The organism is Streptomyces katrae (assembly GCF_002028425.1).
Classification (GTDB): Bacteria; Actinomycetota; Actinomycetes; order Streptomycetales; family Streptomycetaceae; genus Streptomyces; species Streptomyces katrae_A.
Genome location: NZ_CP020042.1, coordinates 2,592,317 through 2,614,524 on the forward strand (window position 1 = coordinate 2,592,317; position 22,208 = coordinate 2,614,524).

Below are 22,208 nucleotides of genomic sequence, written 5' to 3' on the forward strand. Positions count from 1 at the left end.
ACCGCCTCACCACAGGGGGCGCAGCGGCGGGAGCGTGTCTCCGGCGAACTGCCGGATCAGCCTCGCGAGTTCGCGGCGCATGGATGTCAAGGCCTCGGGGTCGAGCTGGCTCGCCAGCTCGACCTCGAGACCGTAGAGGACCCGGCCGGCGGCAGCGAGGTGGTGCCGTGCCTTGTCGGTGAGGACCACGAGCTTGCGCCGCCCGCCTTCGGGGTGCGGCTCACGGCGCACGTACCCGTGCTCCTCCAGGAAGTCCACGATCTGCCCGGACGCCTGCTTCGTCACGCCGAGACGCTCGGCCAGCTCGCTGCTGGTGACCCCGCCCCCGTGCAACGCCTGGAACGCCATCCCGTGCACCGGACGCAGCTCACCGTAGCCCAGGGCATTGATCCTGGACACGAACTCTCCGTGCACCAGCTGGAACGCCATGCCGAGCAGGAACGTCAGGTCGGCGCCCTGGAGCGGGTCCTCCGGCGAGTCCGGAGCTGTCTGGGGCGGATGTTGGGGCGTCACAGATCAATCTTGACACAATTGGAGTCAAAAGAATTTACTCAAGGCACAGAGCAGATACGGGGGTATCGATGAAACTGCTGGCCGAGGGTGTGCCGTACCCAAGCAGGGGCGCGGTACGGAACACAGACTCACCCATACGCACTTCTTGTCGCCGGAACCACACTTTGGGTGACATACGACACGCCGACAAATCCGATCTTTACGTTTCCCCCTCAGGCGGATCCGAACCGTCCCGTTCGTTTTTACTGATGAGTCGCTTTTCGCGGGGCCAGTCTTGCGCGGAGCCACGGTCGGGCGGAATCCGGGCGTCCTCAGCATTCCGAGGGGGGGCGGCTCGATGACGGCAACGAGCCGTGCGAGCGAACTCGCCGCCCTGGGGGAGCTGCACACCGCTTCCCTGTCGGGAGAGGGCGGGACGGCCCTGATCACCGGGGTGACGGCCATGGGGAAGACGGCCCTGCTGCACACCTTCGAGGAGACGGCGGCCGCGTCCGGCGCCCTCGTGCTGAGCGCTTCGGCCTCGCTCGCGGAGCGCGGGCTGCCCATGGGAGTGATCAGCCAGCTCTTCAGCGGGCTGGCTCCGCGCACCACGTTCGCCGACCGGGTCGCCGGTCTGCTGGAAGCGGGCGCCCTCAGTGCCGCGGTGCACGGGCCGGACGACGGATCTCAGGGCCACGTGCCGGCGCCCGTCCTGCACCGCCTCTGGCAGACGGTGCAGGAGCTGGCCGCCCAGCATCCCGTCCTCATCACCGTGGATGACGTCGACCACGCCGACGCCACTTCCCTCCAGTGCCTGCTGTTCCTGATCCGCCGGATCCGTTCGGTACGCGTCCTGGTGGTCCTGACGGCGGGGGCGCGAACCCCCGGCGGCGAGCTGCCTCCCGCGGCGGACCTCTTCCGCGGCACCCGATGTACGGTCATCCCCCTCCTTCCGTTGACCCCGTCCGGGGTCGCCGCCCTGCTCGGTGCACACCTGGACAAGCGAACAGCGGAGGACCTCGCCCCTTCCTGCCACCGCATCAGCGGTGGCAGTCCCATGTTGGTGCGTGCTCTGCTCGAGGACTACCTCGCCGGCAACGGCCCCCGGCAGGGAGAACTCACGGTGGGCGACACCTTCAAGAAGACCGTGCTGAGCAGCCTGGGTCGTTGTCCGGCGGGAACTCTCGGCACCGCCCGGGCCCTCGCGGTGCTGGCCGACGCCTCCTCCTGCGGGCCCTTCCCGCCCGAGCTGCTGGGCGACATGCTCGGCATCCCCGCCGCTCCGGCAGCGCAAGCCCTGGACACGCTGCACGCGATCGGTCTGCTGAGCGACGGCCTGTTCCGTCACGAATGCGGCCGCCTGGCAGTGCTGGACGGGATACTCCCAGCGGAGCGGGCCCGGCTGCACGGCCGCGCTGGCGGGCTGCTCCAGGAAGCCGGGGCCCCCGCGACGCTCGTGGCCAGGCACCTCATCGCCGCCCAGCGGCTCCAGGCGCCCTGGGCGGTGCCTGTGCTCATGGAGGCGGCGGAGCGGGCGATGGAGGACAGCGACATCCCCTCGGTCATCTCGTTCCTGCGCGGGGCGCAGCGAGTCGCCAGGGACGCTCCCGACAGCCCGCGGCGCTCCGCGCTGCTGGCGGCACTGGCCCGGGCGGAATGGCAGGTGGATCCCGCGGCGGTGAAGCGGCACCTCGCAGAACTGGTACCGGCGGTCGCCGACGGCCGGGCCACCAGGCGCGACGCGATCACCACCATCGGCTACCTGTTGTGGCACGGCCGCCCCGAGGAGGCCGTCGAAAGCCTGAAGCACGTGGCCACGGACGCCCCGTCGTCCGACTCCGGCTCCCTGGCGGCGCTCGATGCCCTGCGGAGCTGGCTGGCGTGCGCCTACCCCGAACTCTTCGACGACACGACCGGCCGACCGGCCGGTACCTGGGAGGCGACCGCTGCCGGCCGCCACGAGCTGCGGTCGGTCCTGGCCCTGCTGAGGGTGCTCCGCTCGGACGGCGAGGAGAAGGCCCTGGACGACGCGGAGCGGGTGCTGCAGGACCTGCGGCTGAACGGCTCGACGCTACTGCCCGCCCTGGCCGCGCTCGGCACGCTGGTCTTCGCCAACCGGCTGCAACGCGCCGCTTCCTGGTGCGACTCCCTGCTGGAGCAGGCCGCAGCCAGTCGCACTCCCACCTCGCGCGCCCTGTTCGCCGGCGCCCGCGCGCTGATCGCCGTACGGCAGGGGGACCTGGCATTGGCCCGGGACCACGCGCGCACCGCACTCACACTGATCTCCCCGCAGAGCTGGGGCATCGCCTTGGGCCTGCCGGTCGCCGCGATGGTGCTGGCGTGTACCGAGATGGGCGAGCACGACGAGGCCGCGACCTATCTGGGCATTCCGGTCCCGGAAGCCACGTTCCGTACGCCGGCCGGGCTGCACTACCTGCACGCCCGTGGCCGGCACCACCTGGCCACGGGGCGTCCGCGCAGCGCGCTGAGCGACTTCGATGCCTGCGGGACGCTCATGACCCGTTGGGGGCTGGACTCGCCCGGAATCGTCCCGTGGCGGCTGTCCGCCGCGGCGGCCCATCTCGTCCTCGGCGGCAAGGACGCCGCCCGGTCGCTCGTCGGCGACGAGCTCGCCCGGCTGCACCCCGGCGACAGGCGGACGCACGGTGCCTGCCTGCGCATACTGGCCGCGACGAGTGAACCCGGCAGGCGTCCGGCCATCCTCAGGAAGGCGGCGGAGAAGCTGAGGACCGCCGGGGACCGGACAGAGCTGACCGCGACCCTTGCCGACCTGAGCCGGGCGCACCACATCCTGGGCGAGGAGGCCCGCGCCACGTCCCTGGCCCGGCAGGTGATCCATTTGGCACAGCAATGCGGCAACGAGACCCCGCTCCGGGGCAGTCTCCCGCACGGGCCCAAGGCCCGCATGGCGCCGCGCGTGCCGGGCTCCCGGCAGAAGCCCCACGCGCTCACCGGGGTCAGCGCCCCGATCGCCGAACTGAGCTTCGCCGAGCGCCGCGTGGCGCTGCTCGCAGCCCAGGGCCACAGCAACCGGGCCATCGCGGCGGAGCTGTTCGTCACCGTGAGTACCGTGGAGCAGCACCTGACCCGGATCTACCGCAAGCTCAAGGTGCGCAAGCGCTCCCATCTGACGGTCGCCCTGCTGCGCCACCCGGCGCCCCAGACCTCCGGCGCCTGACCGTCCTCGAACACCGGACGGGTCCTCGTCCGCCCAGCACTGCGCCCCGCCGAGCGTCGCTCGGCGGGGCGCAGTGTTCCGTGCTGCGGACTGACCGGCGGCCGTGTCAGTCCTCGTGGACCGTCAGGGCCCGTCCCGGGCACAGATCGGCCACCTCGTGGAGCTCGTCCCCCAGGCCGGCGGGGGGCGCAGCCGACAGCAGGAGCACCCTGCCGTCGTGCTCGTCCTGGTCGAACACGGCGGGGAGGGAGCGGACGCAGTGCCCTGCCCCGACACACCGCTCGCGGTCGGCCTCCACCCGTACCCCGGTCATGCTCACCAGGTCACGGGAAGCGAGGCCATGCCGTACAGGATCCGCTGGAGGAAGGGCAGTTCCTCCAGCGGTGTGGCCAGACGCAGGCCGGGGACCCGGTCGAACAGCGTCTTGAAGACGATCTCCAGCTCCAGCCTCGCCAGGTTGGCGCCGACACACTGGTGGACCCCATAGCCGAACGCGACGTGCTGGCGCGGGTTCCGGTGGATGTCGAGCTTGTCCGGTTCCGCGAAGGCCGCCGGGTCCCAGTTCGCCGCCCCGCTCAGCGCGAGGACGCCCTCGCCCTCGCGGATGGTGACGTCTCCGACCTGTATGTCCGCGGTGGCGGTGCGGAAGGTCACCAGGTCGGCGATGCTGAGGTAGCGCAGCAGCTCCTCGACGGCCTGCGGGATGAGGCTTGCGTCCTCCACGAGCGCCGCGAGCTGGTCGGGGTGCTCCAGCAGGGCTGCGGTGCCGAGGGAGATCATGCTGGTCGTGGTCTCGTGACCGGCGTTGAGCAGCAGCTGCGCTGTGCTGACGACCTGCTGGGGGTCGTACTCGCCCTCGCCGAGCTCCTTGTACTTGACGATCAGGCGGCTCAGGAGGTCGTCGCCGGGCTCCTGCTCCTTGGCGGCGACGAGCTTGCCGAGGAAGATCCGCGTCTCCATGATGGCCGCGCCGACCTCCTGCGGGGTGCTCTTCTCGCCGAACACCACGGTCCCGAACCGGTAGAAGGTCTCCCGGTCCTCGTAGGGCACGCCCAGCAGCTCGCAGATCACCAGCGCGGGTACCGGCCGGGCCAGGACGTCCACGAGGTCCGCGGGGCGGTCGCAGGCCAGCAGCGCGTCGATCCGCTCGTCCACGATCTCCTGGATGCGCGGGCGCAGAGCCTGGATCCGCTTCACCGTGAACTCGTTGATGACCAGCCGGCGGTGGGCGGTGTGTTCGGGCGGGTCCATCACGAGCATAGAGCGCATGGCGCCCTCGAGGGCCGCCGGCGGGATCGGCACGAGCTGCGGATTGCCCGGCAGGCGGCGGTCGGAGCTGATCCGGGGGTCGGCCAGGACCTGGCGCACCAGCTCGTGGCTGGTCACCATCCAAGCGGTCTTGCCGTTCGGGAGCTTGACGCGGGACACCGGCTCCTTGTCACGGATTTCGGCGTACTGCTCCGGTGGGGCGAACGGGCAGCTACGGGGCATCGGAAAGGACTGCAGGTCTGGTGCGGTGTCGGTCACGGTTTCCCCCTGTTGGATTGCGCGGAGCTGTCCTGGTAAGGCATGCGGGGCGCCGCTGACAGAGCAGCGGCGCCCCAGCTGGGTGGGCTAGAGGGCCCAGGGCAGCGGGTGGCGCTCGTCGCTGCCGGGGACGCCCGCGCGGCCGCCGGCGGCCATGGCGACCAGAGCCTGGGCGGTCTCGCCGATGGCCTGGAACTGGCGCGACGCGTTCGCCGGGATGACGACGGCCTGGCCAGCGGAGGCCTTCTGGGTCTCACCGTCCACGGTGAAGGAGAAGGTGCCCGCGATGGGCATCCACACCTGGTCGCGGTCGATCAGGTGCAGCGGAGCCTCGAAACCGGGGTCCATCTGGACGCGCCAGGTGCACACCTCGTTGCTGCCCTGGCTGGGAGCGGCGAGACCGGCCGCGACACCCGCCGGCGTCCTGTTGGTGCGCTCTTCCGTCTCGCTGATGAGGTGCATGGGCATGAAGACATCTCCTGAGTCAGTTGGCTTTACTCGCTTGAGAAAACCCTATTTCCCGAGGCCTGTCAAGCGCCACCGGAGCGGCAGTGGAGCCTCTTGACGACAGCAAGACAAGCAGCTTTACTCGGTGCGAACGACGCCTCCGCCACGGGTCGAACAAACGCTCAACCCGGGCCGCGGGAACCGGCGGGTAAACCACAGAGAAACCCCAAGAAGCCGTTTCTCGGACAGCTTCCAGGAAGAATTCAGCGAGGGCATTAAATGAATCCCGAAGTCAGTCCGGGGCGCCGACGGCTTATTTTGGTGGTGCTCGCCGTGACAGGCCTGGTGGTCGTCATGGATCTGACCATCCTGAACGTCGCCCTGGCCACGATCCAGGAGGACTTGGCCACCACCACCGCGGGCCTGCAGTGGGCCCTGGACGCCTACCTGATCACGTTCGCGGCCTTCATCTTCACCGGCGGCGTCACCGCGGACCGCTTCGGACGGAAGAAGATCCTCATCGCGGGGATGCTCGTCTTCGGCGTCGCGTCGGTCCTCGCCGCGTATTCCGGCAGCATCACCGAACTGATCATCTGGCGCGCCGTCATGGGTATCGGCGCCGCCACCGTTCCCACGGTCACGCTGGCCATTCTGATCAACGTCTATCCGCCGGCCGAGCGCCCCAAGGCCATCGCCGGCTGGGCGGGCACGGCCGGTATCGCCACGGTGGTCGGTCCGCTCGTCGGCGGCCTGCTGCTCCAGGTCTCCTGGTGGGGTTCGGTCTTCCTCATCAACGCGCCGCTCATCCTGCTCGGCATCGCGCTGATCGCCTGGCTCGTCCCCGAGTCCAAGAACACCCTCAACAAGACCTTCGACCCGGCCGGTGTGGTGCTGTCCGTCGCCGGTGTCGGCGTACTGGTCTACGGCCTCGTGAACGGCGGCGAGAAGGGCGAGTGGCTGGCCCTGGGCACCGTGGGGCCCATCGCCGCCGGCATCGTGCTGCTCGGCCTGCTCGTGTGGGTCGAGGGCCGGCTGACGGTGCCCGCCCTCGATATGAGCCTGCTCAAGGACAGTCGGTTCTCCGCCGGTACGTTCTCCATCGCCCTGGCGTTCTTCGGCCTGATCGGCTCGCTCTTCGTCACGGCGGTGTACTTCCAGTCGGTGCACGGCTACCGGCCCCTGGAGGTCGGCGCGCTGATGCTGCCGATCGGCGTGGGCGGGTTCTTCATGTCGCAGCGCTGCCCCGCACTCATCGCCCGGTTCGGCGCCGGCCGGGTCGTGGCCTGCGGCGCGACCGCCATGGCCGTCGCCTTCGTCTGCTTCGCCTTCGTGGACCACAGCACCTCGTTCTGGGTTCTGGCCGTGATCCAGCTGATCCTGGGCCTGGGCTGGGGCGTGATCATGACGCCTGCCACCGCTTCGCTGATGTCCGCCGTCCCGCCGGTCAAGGCCGGAGCCGGCCAGGCCGTCTCCCAGACCGTCCGTCAGGTGTCCGGTGCCCTCGGCGTCGCGGTGATCGGCAGCCTGCTCGGGGCCTCGTACCGGTCCGGCCTCGGTAGCGCGGCGGACGTCCTGCCGACCGAGCTGCGCGAGGAGGCCGCCGGTTCCGTCGGAGCCACGCTGCGGGCTCTGGGAACGGCCGGTGACAAGGTTTCGGCCGCCGACGCGGAAGCCCTCAAGCAGCACGCGTTCGACGCCTACCAGTCCGGCATGCAGGTGACCATGCTGATCTCCGCCGTCATTGCGCTGGCGGCCACGGTCGTGGCACTGCGCTGGCTGCCCGGCAGGCCGCCGCAGGCTGCGGCCACCGCGCCCGCCGGGGCCGCGCCCGCGACCGCCCAGAAGTAGCGGACACGGCAGAGGTCCCCTCACCACGGCTCGTCGCCCCCTTCCCCCGGGAGGGCGACGAGCCGTTCCCCGTGGACAGGCGCGCTCGGCCCGGGCAGGACGACGGCGGTGAGCACGAGCCCGAAGGCGACCAGCCAGCGCCCCTTCAGGACGGGCGGCAGGCCGCGGGACGGACGGAGCAGGGAGACGGTCAAGAGCCCCGCACCGGGCGTCAGCGCGGTGACGGCCACGGACGCCTCCTCGAAGCCCAGCCAGCCACGCTCCAGTGGGTACCAGACCTTGAACACCGACTCCTTCGCGCTGAACAGCAGCCGGTCCCAGTGCACCTGGGGCTCCCGGCGGGCGAGCCCGGCCAGCCGATCGAGCTCCTCCGGGCGCGCCACCGTCTCCAACACGCCGGCCGACAACGGCCGGTGCGGCTCCGCATCGATGCCGATGCCCGCGATGCCCGCCCCCCTGGCCGCACCCGGGGCGAGTGCGACGGCAGCCGCCCGGTACCCCGCGCAATGAGTGAGGCTGCCGACCACCCCGTGCGGCCACTGCGGCGCGCCGGCCGCGTCGGACCGCAGCGGCGCCGCCGACGGCCGCCCGAGGGCTGTGAGGGCCTCCCGGGCACAGAAACGGGTGGTGGCGAACTCGCGGCGGCGCGACGGCACGGCGCCGCGTACGGCCTGGAGCTCGCCGGCCGACAGCGGGGCCTGCGACTCGGGCAGGTCGCGGAACGCCTCGGCCGTGGCGACCTCGGCGGGCAGGATGACTCCGAGCACGCGTCAGCGCCCTCCGCCCGACGCCGCCGTCCGGCGACGGCCCTCCGAGATACCCTCCGCGATCAGATCGATGACGGCGGACGCGTGATCTTCGAGGAAGAAGTGGCCGCCTTCGAACACCCGGAGGTCGAATGCGGACCTCGTGTGCGCGCTCCAGGGCCGCGCCTCGTCCACGCTCGCCTTGGGATCGCGGTCGCCGATCAGGGCCGTGATCGGGCAGGCCGGCTCCGGCCCGTCCCCGGGGGTGTGCCGGTAGGTTGCGGCCGCCTTGTAGTCGGCGCGCAGCGCGCGCAGCACCAGCTGCAGCAGGCCCTCGTCCTCGAAGAGCCGCGGATCCGTGCCACTTGTCCTGCGCAGATCCTCCAGGAGCTGTGCGTCGGAGCGCAGGTGCATGGTCTCGTCGCGGTGCGTAGACGGCGCCCGGCGTGCCGAAGCGAACAGACGCAGGGGTTCGCGCCCCTCCCGTTCCAGCCGCTTCGCCACCTCATAGGCCACCGTCGCTCCCATGCTGTGGCCGAACAGCGCGAACGGCCGCCCGGTCCAGGGCAGGACCTGCTCGGCCACCAGGTCGGCGAGCTCTCGCAGCGACTCGACGCACGGCTCCCGCATCCGGTCCTGGCGGCCCGGGTACTGAACGGCGAGGACGTCCACGGAGGGGGACAGCGCCCGCGCCACGGGAAGGTAGTAGGTCGCCGAACCGCCGGCGTGCGGAAAGCAGACCAGGCGGACGGGCGCGTCAGGCGCCGGAAGGTACTGCCGGATCCACAACCGCGTCGCCTCCTGGGCGGCCGACTCGGTGGCGAAGGCGCGGTCATCCATCTGCACGGACCGCCTGTGCCGCGCCGGCGCCGGCTGCCGCCCCGGGGGTGGTGCGGAACCGGTTGATGGCGTCCAGATGACGTTCGCGCAGCTCGTGGTCGCGTACGCCGAGACCCTCGACCGGGGCGAGGCACAGCACACCGACCTTGCCGTCGTGCCGGTTGCGGTGGACCTCGGCCGCGGCAAGACCGGCCTCGTGCAGCGGGAAGACCGCGGACAGGGTCGGGTGCACCAGCCCCTTGGTGATGAGGCGGTTGGCGGCCCATGCCTCACGGTAGTTGGCGAAGTGGCTTCCGACGATCCGCTTCAGGTGCATCCACAGATAGCGGTTGTCGTACTCGTGGCGGTAGCCGGAAGTGGAAGCACAGGTGACCACCGTTCCGCCGCGGCGGGCGACGAACACGCTGGCTCCGAAGGTCTCCCGCCCCGGGTGCTCCACGACGATGTCGGGGTCCTCACCGCCGGTCAGCTCGCGCAGGTGCGCACCGAACCTCTTCCACTCCCGCACGTCCGGGGTGTCTTCGTCCTTCCAGAAGCGGTAGCCCTCTTCGGCCCGGTTGATCACTGCCTCCGCGCCCATGGACCGCACCAGCTGCGCTTTGCGTTCGCTGGACACCACGCACACGGGCTGGGCCCCGCCGTTGAGGGCGAGCTGGGTGGCGTAGGAGCCGAGGCCGCCGGCCGCACCCCAGATCAGGACGGTGTCACCCTGCTTCATCTGAGCGCCGTTGCGGGAGACCAGCTGCCGGTACGCGGTCGAGTTCACCAGCCCGGAGCACGCCGACTCCTCCCAGGTCAGGTGCTCCGGCTTGGGCATCAACTGGTTGGCCTTCACGAGGGCGAGCTCCGCCAGACCGCCGAAGTTCGTCTCGTAGCCCCAGATGCGCTGGCCGGGGTCAAGCATCGTGTCGTCGTGCCCGTCCGGGGACTCCAGTTCGACGGACAGGCAGTGCGCCACCACCCGGTCTCCGGGCCGCCAGTGGTCCACCCCCGGCCCGGCCCTCAGGACGACGCCGGCCAGGTCGGAGCCCACCACGTGGTACGGGAGATCGTGCCGCGCCGCCATCGCCCCGGTACGCCCGTAGCGTTCGAGGAAGGCGAAGGTCGGCAGCGGCTCGAAGATCGAGCTCCACACGGTGTTGTAGTTGACGGCGCTGGCCATGACCGCGACCAGTACCTCTCCGGGTCCTGGCTGCGGCGTGGGCACCTCGAGCGGACGCAAAGACTTGGCGGGGTCCTTGTCCGCGCCTGCGAGCCCGTCGAACATCCCGGCCTCGTCCTTGAGCAGCACGCTTCCCGTGTAGCTGTCCGGAACGGGAAGCGCGGCGAAGGCCGCGGACTCCGGCCCCCCGTCCTCGGCATCCGTGGCCCGGATAGCGCTGATGATCTCTTCCATGGGGGCCTCTCTGCGATCCGGACGCGTCGGCCGCAACCTACTGACCCCACCCGGACCCCGTTAACCCCTACCGGCGCGACCCCCTACCCCCTCCGGCGACCCCCTATTCCGCTGCCGCCTCCGCCGCGCCGTGGCGTGCCTCATACCCCGACCGGCACCCCGGCACGCAGAAGTGCCCCGGCTCCAGGAGTACTGGGGCGGGGCACTGATGACGCCGACGGCACCAGCCGCAACGTTTCTGCGGCACGGGCCCAGCACCGGCAGCGGCATCAGCGGCCCGGTCAGGAAGGGGGACTCCGGCTCCGGCAGCTGGAACTGTTCCGCAGCGACCTCGCCTGACCCCCTCCGGGGCCGGTCTCAGAGCCACCCCCGCTGGGCGGCCCGGAGGCCGGCCTCGAAGCGGCTGGCGGCGTTGAGGCGCTCCATCAGCCCCGACATCTGGCGGCGGACGGTGCGCAGGGAGACGCCGAGCCGCTTGCCGGCGGCCTCGTCGGTCAGCCCGGAGGCCAGCAGCTTGAGGAGCTCCCGTTCGCCGGCGGTGATCCCGGCGTCCGGGGCCTGCTCGCGGGCGGCGCCCAGCGGGACGGCGGTCTCCCAGGTCTGCTCGAAGAGGGTGACGAGGGGCGCGACGATGCCGGGGGCGGTGGTGCACAGCGCGCCCAGCCGGGAGTTGGCGGGGTCGATGGGGACCACGGCGGTCTTCCGGTCGAAGATCACCAGGCGGGGCGGCAGGACCGGGCTGGTGCGGACCTGGCCGCCCCGGTCGGTGGTCCACTGGGCGTAGGCGAGGGTGGCCTGGTCGTTGCGGGCGCTGTCCTGGTAGACGGCCCGCATCTGGATGCCGCGGGCCAGGGCCTGCTCGTCCAGCGGCTTCGAGGCGTCCAGGCTGGCCTGGGACTGGGCACCGCCCGGCATGATCGACAGGCATTCCGAGGTGAGCTCCCGGCCGAGCACCTCCAGCCGGGACTGGATGGCGTCCAGCCCCACCAGCCGCTCGGCGCCGTCGGTCTCGGTGTTGGGCCGCAGCCCCGCGAACTCGGCGACGGCGCGGGCCGCGGCCGCCTTGCTGAGCGCCAGCTCCTGCTGGCGGCGGAGCAGGTCCTCCTCCTGGCGGCGCAGGATCTGCTCCAGCCCCGCCTCGGGGCTGACGGCGCGCAGCCCGCCGGTGTTCTCCCGGGACGGGGTGAGCAGTTCGAGGTCGACGAGCCGGTCGAGCCCGTCGCGCACCTGAGCCTCGGTCATACCGAGCCGGACGCACAGATCGGCCACTCCCCCGGCCGGGTCCGCGAGCATCCCCCGGTAAACGGCCTCCACGTGCGTGTCCAGCCCCAGCGCTTCCAGCATCCGTGCCCCCCGGCTCCGATCCGTACCGCAGGACGACCGTCCGACGGCTCGACCGATCCTAAAGGTGTGCAGGTCAAAGGCCCCAGGCGGCACCATGGTGTCAGTCACCTTGGTGCCACCCCGGACCCCTTCTGCGAGAGCTTCCGGGCCAGCAGGATGGTGTTCACCGGGACGGCGGGGCACGGAGCCCCACCCCAGGCCAGGGCCGAAAGGCCGGACCGGTGCAGCGCGCCGACCACTGTTCCAGCCAGCCGTTCTCGTACCGGGGGATCTCATGTCTCGCACCGCCCGCCTCGTCACCACCGCCGCCCTCACCGCCCTCCTCTCCGCCGCCGTGACCACCACGGCCACCGCCACGGAGCAGGGCCCGGGCGTCATCAGCTGGGACTCCGTGCGCGCCTCGGCCCCGGCCACGGCGAAGGTCATCAGCTGGGACTCGGCGCCCCTGGACAAGAAGGTCATCAGCTGGGACTGACCTCCGTCCCCTCTCCGGCATCCGAAGGCGGCCCCCCGGGGCCGCCTTCGCCGCGTTGTGGCGCGCCCCACACCCCCGGAACGCAGAAGTGCCCCGGCCCAGGAGTACTGGGCGGGGCACTGATGACGCCGACGGCACCAGCCGCAACGTTTCTGCGACACAGGCCTCGTGGTGGGGCGGGTGGGACTCGAACCCACGGCCGACGGATTATGAGTCCTCTCGGGATCTTGGCGGCCCTTGCGCACCAGTGCGAATTCTTGACGTTTCCCCAGGTCAGACGACGTGCGGTGCGATTGACCGCTTCGGCCTTTGCCTGTCTGTTCCTGCCCTTGTGTCCCCTTGGCGTCCCCTTACGGTCCTCGCGCGGCCGCCCAGGCCGCCGAAGTTCGGGTAGTCCGCGGTCAGGGGCAGGCCCCAAACTCCCGAGCAGCGGATTCCGCTTCCAACGCGAAGAGGCTCCACCCCCGCACTTTCGGGGTGGAGCCTCAAGGCCTGCTCGGCCTCCCGTTGCAGTCAGGACATCCCGGGGACCACTGACGCGCGGCGAACCCTGTGCACCCCCTTGCCGCGCTGTCGCGAACGGCTATTCGAAAGCCCTCGAGCGGCGCGAGCTGTAGGTGAGCGAGCCTCAGCTACCTAAAAATCGTCCTGCTCTGTTCGCGAACTTGAACCAGGCACCTGCGATGCCTTGCCCAGCATGCCCTGCGTCTCCCCAGTGGCGGCCGAAATCGTGATCTGCAAGCCAACCATCTGAAGATCGTTCTGACTCGACTTCGCGGGGTCGACGAGCGACGCCACTTCACGCAACAGGTGCCAGACCTGCTCCCGCTTCGCAGGGTCGGTCACCGACGAAAGAGGGATGCTGATGACCGTGGTTTCGAACGACGGCTCGGTCACCCGGCCCGCCTGAACCGGAACAGTGACGGCAGGGCTTCCAGGGGCCGGCGAACCGCACTCACTAATTCGCTCGGGGGCCGCCGCGGAAGCAGCAGGACTACGAACAGTGTCAGCTTGCTCCCCGTTCCGTTGCTCCGGCGGTGCCAGGAGCAGCCGCGGCCGAAGCTGCTGCTGCAGAGTTGCAGATTGGATCTGCGCCGCGGTCGCAGGCCGAATCTCTACGCCGTCGCTGTCCGTGAGCATCCATTCATCGGAGGTGGCCAGCTTGAACAGCGCCAGACGCATCTCCTCGTCGGTTTGGATCAGCGGCCAAGTCGGATCGCTGTATGGGTGCGCGAACAGTTCCTTCGGGGTCAGGTCCCGCCCATACTGACCCGACGTAATGAGCTGCGCCACATACTCGGCAGAGAGCTGGTTCGTCTGTACAGCCCGGCCGTCGGCTACCAGGGCAGCCCATACGTGACGGCCAGAGAGCGACGTCTGCGGCTCCGGCAGCGTCTTGTACTGCACTGCAAGCCCGCTGTCAGTCCGCAACACAAACGCGTAGTGCTGGAACGCCCAAGCGACAGCCTCATCAAGCTTCCTACCCGCTTGATCACGGCGCTCGCGTGCTGCGTCTAGTTCTTCGCTGTCCTCGGCCAATTGAGCGACAACCTGATTCCAGGCTAGGTAGTCGCGGGCGAAAGCCTTAGCACGGTCCCGTCGCTGGGTGGTGGCCACAGCCATCACCATCGAGGCTGCGAAGGTGCTGGGCAAGCCTGGAGAAATTCCGTACGCGACGTCGATGTCAGCGCGAGTTGCCTGGTCTCTGCCGTTGAGCAGCGTCCAACGACGCGGGTCGAGTACAACGAGCCTGGTCTGCTGAGAATCCAGTCCAGCAAACGCGGCGGCTGCAGAAGCTTCGTGCTCGGGACGAGCCAGCTTGTGAAGCGCCGTGAAGCTGTGCTTCTCCGCAAGTGCTTGCGCGCGCACCCACACCGTGTCGACTGACTCTTCGCCGCTGACCATCGACAGAGCATTCGCGTGGTACATGTTCAGCGTCTGCTTGATGGACAGATAGAAACGCTCAGGTCCCCTGCCTGGCCGACTCCGCTCAAGGGCCCCAAGCCCTCCCTCAGCCGGGCTCGCTACCAGGGCGTTGAATACCTCCTCGGCGGCGGAGTAGTCCACCCCAGGCCCCGCAACCGCGGCCAGCAGTTCGGCCTTGGTGGCCCCCCGGACTGCGCGAGGGCGGGGTACCAGGCTGTAAGCGAGGCAGGCAGTGCCCATCCGCAACGCAGGGACGGGCTGTCCGGCATCCACTCCACTGGCCTTCAGGGCAGCGTCGAGAACGAACGCCGTACCACCGCCGGCGCCAGTGTTGACAATGTCAGTGGTCGCTACAGCTCGGTAGCCCTGAATCGCACGATCATTCCCCGCAAGGACACCACTCGAGAGAAGTGCCTCCAGTGCGCTGGTGTGCAGCGGTATGTCGCCCACACCGATGAGGGCGGGAGCCCAGCGCCCCGCCTTGTGTTCGTCACTCCAGAAGAGGGCAGTGCGAGCAAAGATTGAGACAGTTGAACGCACCCGCTGGAAGGCTTGGACGACGGTCCACTCCTTGCTCACCAGGGCAAACAGATCCGGGTGGAACGGATATGTTTCTGTAACACGCTCCGACAGTCCAGCCAGCGTACGCTTACTTCCCAGCGGCGCGTATACCTGATCTTTCCACGCCCCCTTATGGCCGGCAGCCGTGAACGCGGAAGCTATGGAGACCGCGACATCATCAGTCTTAGCCTGAGTAAACAAGCGGCGACGAATGATCTGTGCAAAATCGGACGGTTCGGTTACCGTTACCGTCTCCCCGTTCCGCTGCAGACGCGGACTGAGGTAATCGCGAAAAGCCACGGCTGCGGGATGATAGCCACTCTGGTCTTCCTCGCTCTTAATCATGACGAGCACAAGAGCAACGCCAGCCTGGTCATCCACGGCGTCAGTCAGCGCATTCAGAAATGCTTGCTCGCCCGGCATTCCACCGATGGCGCTCTCGTCGGTGAGCGCCATCGCGTAGTCCATGAGTTCGTCTACGAGAACCAGAACTGGGCGATCAACCTCAGCAAACGCGGCCTGCAAAGTCGCCTTATTCGCACCCAGACCACTGTAATGCTGATAACGGTCCATCCTGTTCGGGCTATCCGCGAACAGGAGCCAGATAAAGCGGCCGAAGAGATCCGTAGCGGGACCGAAACGAGGATCCGTCTTGCCGGGCGACATTCCATCGCACGTCAAAATGACCGGAAGCACTCGCGACAGGTCAACGGCGTGCTGTCCTGTGCCCGCTTCTGCACTCACCGCCAGCCCCAGTTCGGAAGCAAAGAACGCGTCCGGGCGACTGATCATGTGCCAGATCCCCACCAGAGCATGGCTCTTACCTCCACCCATCCCCTGGTCGAGGTGGAAGCACGCCTGGGCATCGAGATGGCTCACACCGAGCCGGCGGGCTACACGACCGAGGAACCCGACGAGTTTTGGCGTCGGCTGAGTGATGTCCGTGTAATAGCCGCAATCTGCATACGGAACAGGCACGGTCTGGTAAACCGCTTTGGCAAGGCTCATCTGAAGCTCGCCCACTGATCCTTCGGTCTGGCGAACTTCATCCCTCAGCGTCAGAACGTCAGCCCAGTGAGCGACGGGAGGTGTGGTAGCGGTCACGTCATCTCCTAAAAGAGGCTGGTCTGGTTGCGAGGGTGCGGCACAGCGGCTGCTGCGGTGGGCGTGACAGCGGCAGACGCCTGCACAGTGCCGCGATTGCGTTTGATAGCGGCAAGGGCAACCGCAACGGGGTCCGAACCTGGAAGTTTGGCGGCGACCCAGTCCACGACCGCCCACAGATGAGCGTCGGTGGGCGACAGCTCTGCGTCAGCGATGACCGCTGCAACTGCCTCAGTTCCTGACGACCACTGGGCCGCCATCGCACGGATCACCTCGTACACGCTCGATGAGGGTGCAACCTTCTCGGGGGCGTCATGGCGCAGCCTGTATCCCGCCTTGGTCTCCAGGAGGATCGGACCACGCAAATCCTCAAGGCGGAGATCATCCGACTGAGCGAAGAACCGAGCCTCCCCCTTCGGTACATCCGCGCGACCGTAGAGCTCGTGCCAGAAGACCGCCAGGCGCGTGTGCGGATCGAACGTCTCCAAGGGCAGCTCATCCAGTCGTAGAGCGACTGCATCTCGAACTGCACGACGCGCCAGAGTCATGTAGTGCTCAAGCGGAACCTGCTCGCCGCTCGGGGTGATGACACGCTCATAGCGACCCACGATCGCGAGTGCCGCACCGTACGACGCCATGAGCTGGTCTTCCAGCGCAAGGCCGTCAGTGTCCCAACCACGACAACGGGCCTTGACGTCAGCAACGACGTCCGCGTCCACCTGAGCGGCGATTCCGATCGGTCGGCGCCTGGGTGCGACACGTGCACCGATCGACACAGTGACGGAGATTGTGGCCACACCCGTGACCGCGGTTTCAGTCCTCGAAGGCCAAGAAGACGTTACGACGAACCCAGCATCTGTCAATGCGGAGAGCAATCTCTTCCACGCCTCCGGGTCCGAGTGGCCGAAGATCACCGTGAGATGCCCGTCAGGCTTGAGGACGCGTCGCGCCTCAGTGAACGACCTGGCCAGCATGGCCTCATAACGCTCTTCGCTCGACCTGTGGTCACCGGCCCCCTTGGCTCCCCGCCCCTTCACGATGATTTCTTCGGCCTTGTCCTGCAGCCCATCAGAGCCCTCTGCGCTGCCGTCGAAGAGTTCCGGCATCGCATTTCTCAAGGCGCGCTTGAACCACACATAGAAGAGATCTGACGAATCCGCGTAGGCGATCATGTCGTAATACGGAGGGTCGCATACCAGGGCATCCACGGTGGCATCCCTGAATGGCAAGGCAACCGCCGACGCCCGACGAAATCGTCCTGGACGACCCGAGGCATGCGTCTCACCCAAGATCTTCTTCAGCGCATTCACAAGACTGGCAGAAACGGAGGACCACGTGCCGGGCCCCTCCCCAGGACCAGCTTCGAGGTAGTCGAACTGGTGCTTCACGACAGACTGCGACGAAAACATGTCAGCCGCCTGACAACGATTCTGAGCCGCACCGCTCCTATTTCCGTGAGACAAAAGACCGGCACCTCGAGTGCTTCGTCGAATCTGACGCATAATGTTGCTGGCGGCGTAACTCGCAAGTGCGGCAGCGTAGTCACTCGACACGATGGAAGCCAGATCACGATGGACGTCAGATATGACGCGCGCCGTAGTGGCAAACAGCACGGCTTGCCGGTCGTTCATCAACGATCCGTATGTCGAGTAGCCGTAGCCACTTCCACGTACGTTATCCTTGTTACCTTCCGGAATACTTTCATCGGGTACAGCACGATGTCCGTTGACTGGCGAAAGACTCGCAGGATCGGCGGAATCCGCAGCCGCGATTTCCTCGTCCCGTGGTACTCGAAAAATCTTCTGATTGCTGTCAGGATCAGTCTCACCTACAGCCAGCATTGCATCCCGATACTGACCAGCGAACCCCTTAGCCTTGACAACGTCGAGTGTGTGCACGTGACCGCATGTCGAGAATGGGCAATGCGCCGACTTGCCCCGCTTTCCGTCTGGGGCTGTGAATGTTCCTTTCTGCGACGGCACTCCCTTGTGAATCTCAATCTTCCAAACGTCACCGTCGGCAAGAAGGCGCATCGCCTGCCCTTGGTCCCCAGTACGCCCATAGGGATGGCGCAGCGCCATGGAGGCGAGCAGCGGGAAGCGCCGCCTGCAGCCGTCGCATGGAATCGTGACGGCCCAGAGATACGCCCACGGCAACGCTCCTCCGCGCGCCTGATTCCCCGGGTACAAGGCGGCCACCTCGGTTGCAACCCGTCGGCCGACTTCAGCCAGTACAGATCGCACATCGGTCAGCAGCCGCGGCTCTTCCACTGCGATCCCGTCGAGCGACAGAGTCTCCGAAGCCCAGTCGCCAGGAGCCTCGGCCGGACCATTCGGATCATGGCGCTTCTCATCACCGACCCCCGCATATGAGATCCGCGGCTCGTTGCTCCAATCACGCAATGGGTAATCGCCCAGCAGCTTGCCCGCCAAGGTAGCCACCGGCGAGAGGTCCGTACCGACAGCGGTTGCCCCAGCCCTTGCAGCCTCAAGCGGAATAATTCCGCGCCCCGAGAACATGTCGAGGACAACAGGCGGTTTGCTCGGATACTGGGCCGCCACTTGCTCCCGGAGCCTAGCCAACGCGCCAGCATCGCCGGACTTCACTGCGAGTTTGACGTCGGTCCGGTTCTGAGGTGTATCAGCTAGCAAAGCGCAGAGCACTGCTGCTCGTGCTTGAGCAATGGGCCTCGATGCGAACCAGGTAAACAGGGCTTTCTCGCTTCGCCCAGAACCTGCTGGAGTAGTGACGGCCAAGTCAACTTCGGCACAGGGAAACCAGGTGTCAATCATGCGTGCCGTCGTATCGGGGGCCGAATTCCCCTGCACCGACGATGCAGAACGGTCGATGCCCGTCGCTGAGTTCACGACAGATCCGGCTGTCACTACTGGTCTCCAATCAGTCTGTTGAGCTCAGAGAGCGGAATCTGGAAGCGTTCGACGCGCCGATGTCCGCTGAGAGCGGCAGCAGGATCCTGCTGCCGTAGGATGACGAATGGAGTAGCCGCGCAGTTGATGACTACGTAGAGCCAGTACGCATCTGTACGCTGCTGGGCCTGCGCCCACTCATTCTGTTCCAGCCAGACAGCCCTTAGAGGGCCGCTCTGCCCCTTCACCTCGATGAGCCGTTGCTCTCGGGTCACCCGGTGGCGGGCGTAAAGGTCATATCCCAAGCCAGAGCTCTGCCGGTCATCGACGTCGTAACCCAGACGTTCAAGCTCAGTGACGACAGTGGTGATTGCCACTTGTTCTGCGTCCGGGTCGTATCCCAACGTCTCGACCCGCGCTCCGCCCGTCACACTCACCCAGCCGACAAGTCGTACAGAGCTAGCCGTAACGCCGGCAATGTCCTCGAGGACAGCCGCCCGCGACGACTTCGCCACGGCGAACTGCTCGAGCAGAGAACGCCGCTCGTCGAGCGGGCGGTCTGCGATCGACTCTTCGAACCGGTACTGGGTGGCATCCAGCTGAGAACGGGCGGCAGCTATCCAGGCCCGACGCTCGTCTACGAGGACTGCAACCTGGCTCCGCAGGGTTTCACGGGCTGCTTCATGCGCATCGTGGCGAACCGCAGGCGGTAGCGACTCAGTACCTCCCGCTGCCGGGTCCTCGGAGGCTGGTGCGCGCAACTTCATGAGAGAGTCCCACGCCACGGGTATCGCCTGCCCGAGGGAACACCGGATGAGCAACGGAGCCTTGCGAATGATCCTGGTACGGCCGTCGTGTACCTGGATGTCCGCATCAAACAGGGTCAGCACGTACGAAGTCAGCGAACCACTGTCGACCAGCGTCGATCCGCGGACCAGGTCCGCTTCGCCGAGGGCCAGCGCGTGTGCCACGAGCTCCTGAAAGGGCTCCTCAGTAGGACCGAGCACGATCACGTCGTCGAGGCCAGTGGCGCCGTCGTTAATCGCCTGCCGTACGGAGTCACCGGCCGCAGCCACATAGGCGTGCCACATGCCACCCAAAGCCGTGGGTAATGGTGCGAGGGCCGCAGCAACTTCCCGAATGCCCTTGGCGGGACCGGGCCCTACTCGCCAACGTTCGGTGCGGGCAATCTGCTCGACCATCGCTTCGACAATGATCGGGTTGATGGCCTCAAGCCGGTCTGCTGCAAACCTCTCCAAGGCTTCGGAGACGTTGGCTGGGGTGGCCAAACTCCGCTCCTCGGCGACGAGCGCCTGGGCCGAAGCGATCAGTGTCTGCGTGTCAGGAACGACGACTTCTCGGCCCGCTTGAGCATCCAGCATTGCTTTGCCCCAGTCGAAGCCAGCGCGATCGGCCGTGGCATCCAGTAAGTCGTAGACCTTGCCTTCAAGAGATTTTCCTGCGTTCTCGAGGTTGGTCAGCATCACCTGCTGGACGCGCCCCTCCCTCGTGTGCGGAGCGACCAGGTGATAGACGTAAACAGGATTCTCTTGTCCGATTCGGTGCAGTCGGCCCATGCGCTGCTCAAGGCGGACCATGGACCAAGGCAGGTCCCAGTCAACCATCACGTAAGCGGACTGGAGGTCGATCCCCTCGCCGCCAGCATCGGTGGATACCAGGACTTGGAACTCACCTGCCAGAAAGTCCTCCTGCAGCGCATCGCGAGTTGTGTGGTCGACGGACCCCTCGAGGACGCGCGAGCTGAACCCCGCCTCCTCGAAGCGCGCCTGGAGCCATCGCGCAGTGTCAGAGAACTCGCTGAAGACCAGGAGCTGGCCCTCGCCTTGGCGAAGGCCATGGCGCTCCATTAACTGCATCAGATGAGACCACTTCGCTGGCGCTTGGGCGGCCTCTGCCCGAGTCACCGTTTCGAGGAGCGTTGCCACTTCGGACAGCTCTCGGGGCTTGTCTTTAGTTCGGGCGGCAACGAGGGCCGTCTCTGCCCGCGCCCAGGCCTCGTCGTCGTCCGCAGCAGCACCGAGGCCGTGCACCGTGATGAGTCCCTCCGGAGGAACCGGCTGGGTCCGCTCATGAGCAGCACCCATGAGGGAGGCCTGGCGACGACGCAATGTCGCGGCAACCGCGGACAGCGACGATGCAGCCCGCTTACCGTAGATCGAGCGTGCCAACGTGGCCGAGTCCACGTAGAACGTCTCCACATAGTCCATCACCGCGTCGTACACGGCTGACTCATATGGGTTGAGATCCACCGAAATTGTTTCGGAGAATCGCTGCTTGAACAGCTTCGACCCGTCATGTCCGACGAGGTCTTCCTTCATGCGACGCAAGAACGACAGCTTCGAGGGAACGAGCGCAGTCTCATAGTCGGTCTTGCGTGGATCCCACGGATACAGCGTGGGATCAAGCAAGTTCATCAAACCGCGGAAGTAGTGCTCTTTGCCGCGATGTGGCGTGGCCGTCATTAGGAGCAAGTGGTGGGAGCAGTCGCCTACTTGGCGTGCCGCGGCAAGAAACTGGCTCGTCGGCGTGAGGCGGTGGGCCTCATCGAAGATGGCGAGCGACCAGGAACTGTGTGATCCTGCCACCTTCCGGCGAACCTCACCATTGTGGGTGAAGAGGTCCAGCGAGACGAGCCATGTGTCGTAGCGAGGGTCCAGATCGGCCGGGTCTGCGGCTATCGCTGCCGTGATGCGCTTGGCCGTCACCCCGAAGAGACGCTGGAGGTCTCGCTCCCACTTCGTGACAAGGTGCGCAGGAACGATGATCACCGCTCGACCCTGGACAAGGCCGACGCGGCGCCCCTCGGTTAGGTACATACCGGCCATGATGGTCTTGCCGGTCCCAGGCTCGTCTCCGAGCAGAAACCGGAGGCGCGGCTGGGTGAGCATGTGTCCATGCACAGCTTCATCCTGATGGGCGAAGGGCTTCAAGGGGCGAGTCGCCAGCACCGCGGAGCGGATGCGCGGAACAGCGTGCTGCATCCAGCGGCCCCATAAGCCAGTCAGCGCCCTGTCCGGGTCGCCACCCCGATCGTTGACGGGAACGAGACCAGCTACGAGTTGGGCAGTGGTCAACAGGATGCGCTGAGGGGCCCCAGCGGCATCAACCACGAACAGCTCAATAGTGCCGTCACCGGCGTGTTCGGCATCGCGCACGGTAACCAGTGCGCCGTCCACGCGTACCTGTCGGCCCTTCTCAGGTAATGCGACTGCCATGGTCCCCCCAAGCCCCGTCCGAGTGTCAGGCCACCACGTTCAGCGGCCTATCCCCCACGACGAGCGCCCTGACCAGTGAGAGCCTAACGGCGAGTGCCCGGCTATGTACCTGTTCCGGTCAGGCTTGCTCTCAAGGATGTGGTGACTCGTCCCCATACTTCACAAATAAAGATCACTCCGATGTGCGGTGCAACGGTTGC

14 protein-coding genes are annotated in these 22,208 nt (G+C 67.4%); 3 read left to right on the top strand and 11 right to left on the bottom strand.

Annotated elements, in window-relative coordinates:
* Window positions 1-6: 6 nt before the first annotated feature.
* Window positions 7-429 (bottom strand): MarR family winged helix-turn-helix transcriptional regulator, encoded by a 423-nt coding sequence (locus tag B4U46_RS11710; protein ID WP_079431707.1) that lies wholly within the window; start codon window positions 427-429, stop codon window positions 7-9.
* Between the two features lie 421 nt (window positions 430-850).
* On the opposite strand from B4U46_RS11710, the gene B4U46_RS11715 reads away from it, so the two are divergent.
* Complete coding sequence (locus tag B4U46_RS11715) at window positions 851-3,691, top strand: AAA family ATPase (protein ID WP_079426698.1); 2,841 nt, start codon at window positions 851-853, stop codon at window positions 3,689-3,691.
* A gap of 106 nt (window positions 3,692-3,797) precedes the next feature.
* Here the strand turns inward: B4U46_RS11715 and B4U46_RS11720 are convergent, their stop codons facing one another.
* From B4U46_RS11720 to B4U46_RS11730, 3 genes are all read right to left on the bottom strand, one after another.
* Window positions 3,798-4,004, bottom strand: coding sequence for a ferredoxin (locus tag B4U46_RS11720; protein WP_079426700.1), 207 nt, complete (start codon window positions 4,002-4,004; stop codon window positions 3,798-3,800).
* A gap of 2 nt (window positions 4,005-4,006) precedes the next feature.
* The gene (locus B4U46_RS11725; protein ID WP_079431708.1) at window positions 4,007-5,182 is read right to left on the bottom strand and encodes a cytochrome P450; all 1,176 of its coding nucleotides are present in this window, start codon (window positions 5,180-5,182) and stop codon (window positions 4,007-4,009) included.
* Between the two features lie 123 nt (window positions 5,183-5,305).
* Window positions 5,306-5,686: a cupin domain-containing protein gene (locus B4U46_RS11730; protein ID WP_237292820.1), complete on the bottom strand. Its 381-nt coding sequence runs from the start codon at window positions 5,684-5,686 to the stop codon at window positions 5,306-5,308.
* A 303-nt stretch (window positions 5,687-5,989) separates the two neighbouring features.
* Here B4U46_RS11730 and B4U46_RS11735 point away from each other — a divergent pair, with 303 nt between their 5' ends.
* Window positions 5,990-7,513 (top strand): MFS transporter, encoded by a 1,524-nt coding sequence (locus B4U46_RS11735; RefSeq protein ID WP_159402086.1) that lies wholly within the window; start codon window positions 5,990-5,992, stop codon window positions 7,511-7,513.
* A gap of 20 nt (window positions 7,514-7,533) precedes the next feature.
* Here B4U46_RS11735 and B4U46_RS11740 read toward each other — a convergent pair whose 3' ends face one another.
* The 4 genes from B4U46_RS11740 to B4U46_RS11755 all read right to left on the bottom strand — a co-directional run bounded on the left by B4U46_RS11740 (window position 7,534) and on the right by B4U46_RS11755 (window position 11,839).
* Complete coding sequence (locus B4U46_RS11740; protein ID WP_079426704.1) at window positions 7,534-8,280, bottom strand: 4'-phosphopantetheinyl transferase family protein; 747 nt, start codon at window positions 8,278-8,280, stop codon at window positions 7,534-7,536.
* Between the two features lie 3 nt (window positions 8,281-8,283).
* Entirely contained in the window at window positions 8,284-9,099 is an 816-nt protein-coding gene (locus B4U46_RS11745) for a thioesterase II family protein (protein WP_079431710.1), read from the bottom strand.
* Window positions 9,092-10,495: a crotonyl-CoA carboxylase/reductase gene (gene ccrA, locus B4U46_RS11750; RefSeq protein WP_079426706.1), complete on the bottom strand. Its 1,404-nt coding sequence runs from the start codon at window positions 10,493-10,495 to the stop codon at window positions 9,092-9,094. The genes B4U46_RS11745 and ccrA overlap by 8 nt, the downstream gene beginning before the upstream one ends.
* A 357-nt stretch (window positions 10,496-10,852) precedes the next feature.
* On the bottom strand, window positions 10,853-11,839 hold the full coding sequence (locus tag B4U46_RS11755) for a helix-turn-helix transcriptional regulator (RefSeq protein WP_079426708.1): 987 nt from the start codon (window positions 11,837-11,839) through the stop codon (window positions 10,853-10,855).
* Window positions 11,840-12,113: 274 nt separating this feature from the next.
* Here B4U46_RS11755 and B4U46_RS11760 point away from each other — a divergent pair, with 274 nt between their 5' ends.
* A complete protein-coding gene (locus tag B4U46_RS11760) occupies window positions 12,114-12,314 on the top strand; it encodes a hypothetical protein (RefSeq protein ID WP_079426710.1) in 201 nt (66 codons plus the stop codon).
* Between the two features lie 636 nt (window positions 12,315-12,950).
* On the opposite strand, the gene B4U46_RS11765 is transcribed toward B4U46_RS11760, so the two are convergent.
* The 3 genes from B4U46_RS11765 to B4U46_RS11775 are packed head-to-tail and all read right to left on the bottom strand — an operon-like array spanning window position 12,951 to window position 21,969.
* The gene (locus B4U46_RS11765; RefSeq protein ID WP_123995653.1) at window positions 12,951-15,905 is read right to left on the bottom strand and encodes a DUF499 domain-containing protein; all 2,955 of its coding nucleotides are present in this window, start codon (window positions 15,903-15,905) and stop codon (window positions 12,951-12,953) included.
* A gap of 8 nt (window positions 15,906-15,913) precedes the next feature.
* On the bottom strand, window positions 15,914-18,772 hold the full coding sequence (locus tag B4U46_RS37315; RefSeq protein ID WP_123995654.1) for a DUF1156 domain-containing protein: 2,859 nt from the start codon (window positions 18,770-18,772) through the stop codon (window positions 15,914-15,916).
* A 17-nt stretch (window positions 18,773-18,789) separates the two neighbouring features.
* On the bottom strand, window positions 18,790-21,969 hold the full coding sequence (locus B4U46_RS11775) for a helicase-related protein (RefSeq protein ID WP_159402087.1): 3,180 nt from the start codon (window positions 21,967-21,969) through the stop codon (window positions 18,790-18,792).
* Between the last annotated feature and the right edge of the window lie 239 nt (window positions 21,970-22,208).

Bases quoted from the DNA above. Each gene is read 5' to 3' on its own strand.
- B4U46_RS11710 (WP_079431707.1), bottom strand. From the start codon at position 429: ATGGCGTTCCAGCTGGTGCACGGAGAGTTCGTGTCCAGGATCAATGCC.
- B4U46_RS11715 (WP_079426698.1), top strand. From the start codon at position 851: ATGACGGCAACGAGCCGTGCGAGCGAACTCGCCGCCCTGGGGGAGCTG.
- B4U46_RS11720 (WP_079426700.1), bottom strand. From the start codon at position 4,004: ATGACCGGGGTACGGGTGGAGGCCGACCGCGAGCGGTGTGTCGGGGCA.
- B4U46_RS11725 (WP_079431708.1), bottom strand. From the start codon at position 5,182: ATGCCCCGTAGCTGCCCGTTCGCCCCACCGGAGCAGTACGCCGAAATC.
- B4U46_RS11730 (WP_237292820.1), bottom strand. From the start codon at position 5,686: ATGCCCATGCACCTCATCAGCGAGACGGAAGAGCGCACCAACAGGACG.
- B4U46_RS11745 (WP_079431710.1), bottom strand. From the start codon at position 9,099: ATGGATGACCGCGCCTTCGCCACCGAGTCGGCCGCCCAGGAGGCGACG.
- ccrA (WP_079426706.1), bottom strand. From the start codon at position 10,495: ATGGAAGAGATCATCAGCGCTATCCGGGCCACGGATGCCGAGGACGGG.
- B4U46_RS11755 (WP_079426708.1), bottom strand. From the start codon at position 11,839: ATGCTGGAAGCGCTGGGGCTGGACACGCACGTGGAGGCCGTTTACCGG.
- B4U46_RS11760 (WP_079426710.1), top strand. From the start codon at position 12,114: ATGTCTCGCACCGCCCGCCTCGTCACCACCGCCGCCCTCACCGCCCTC.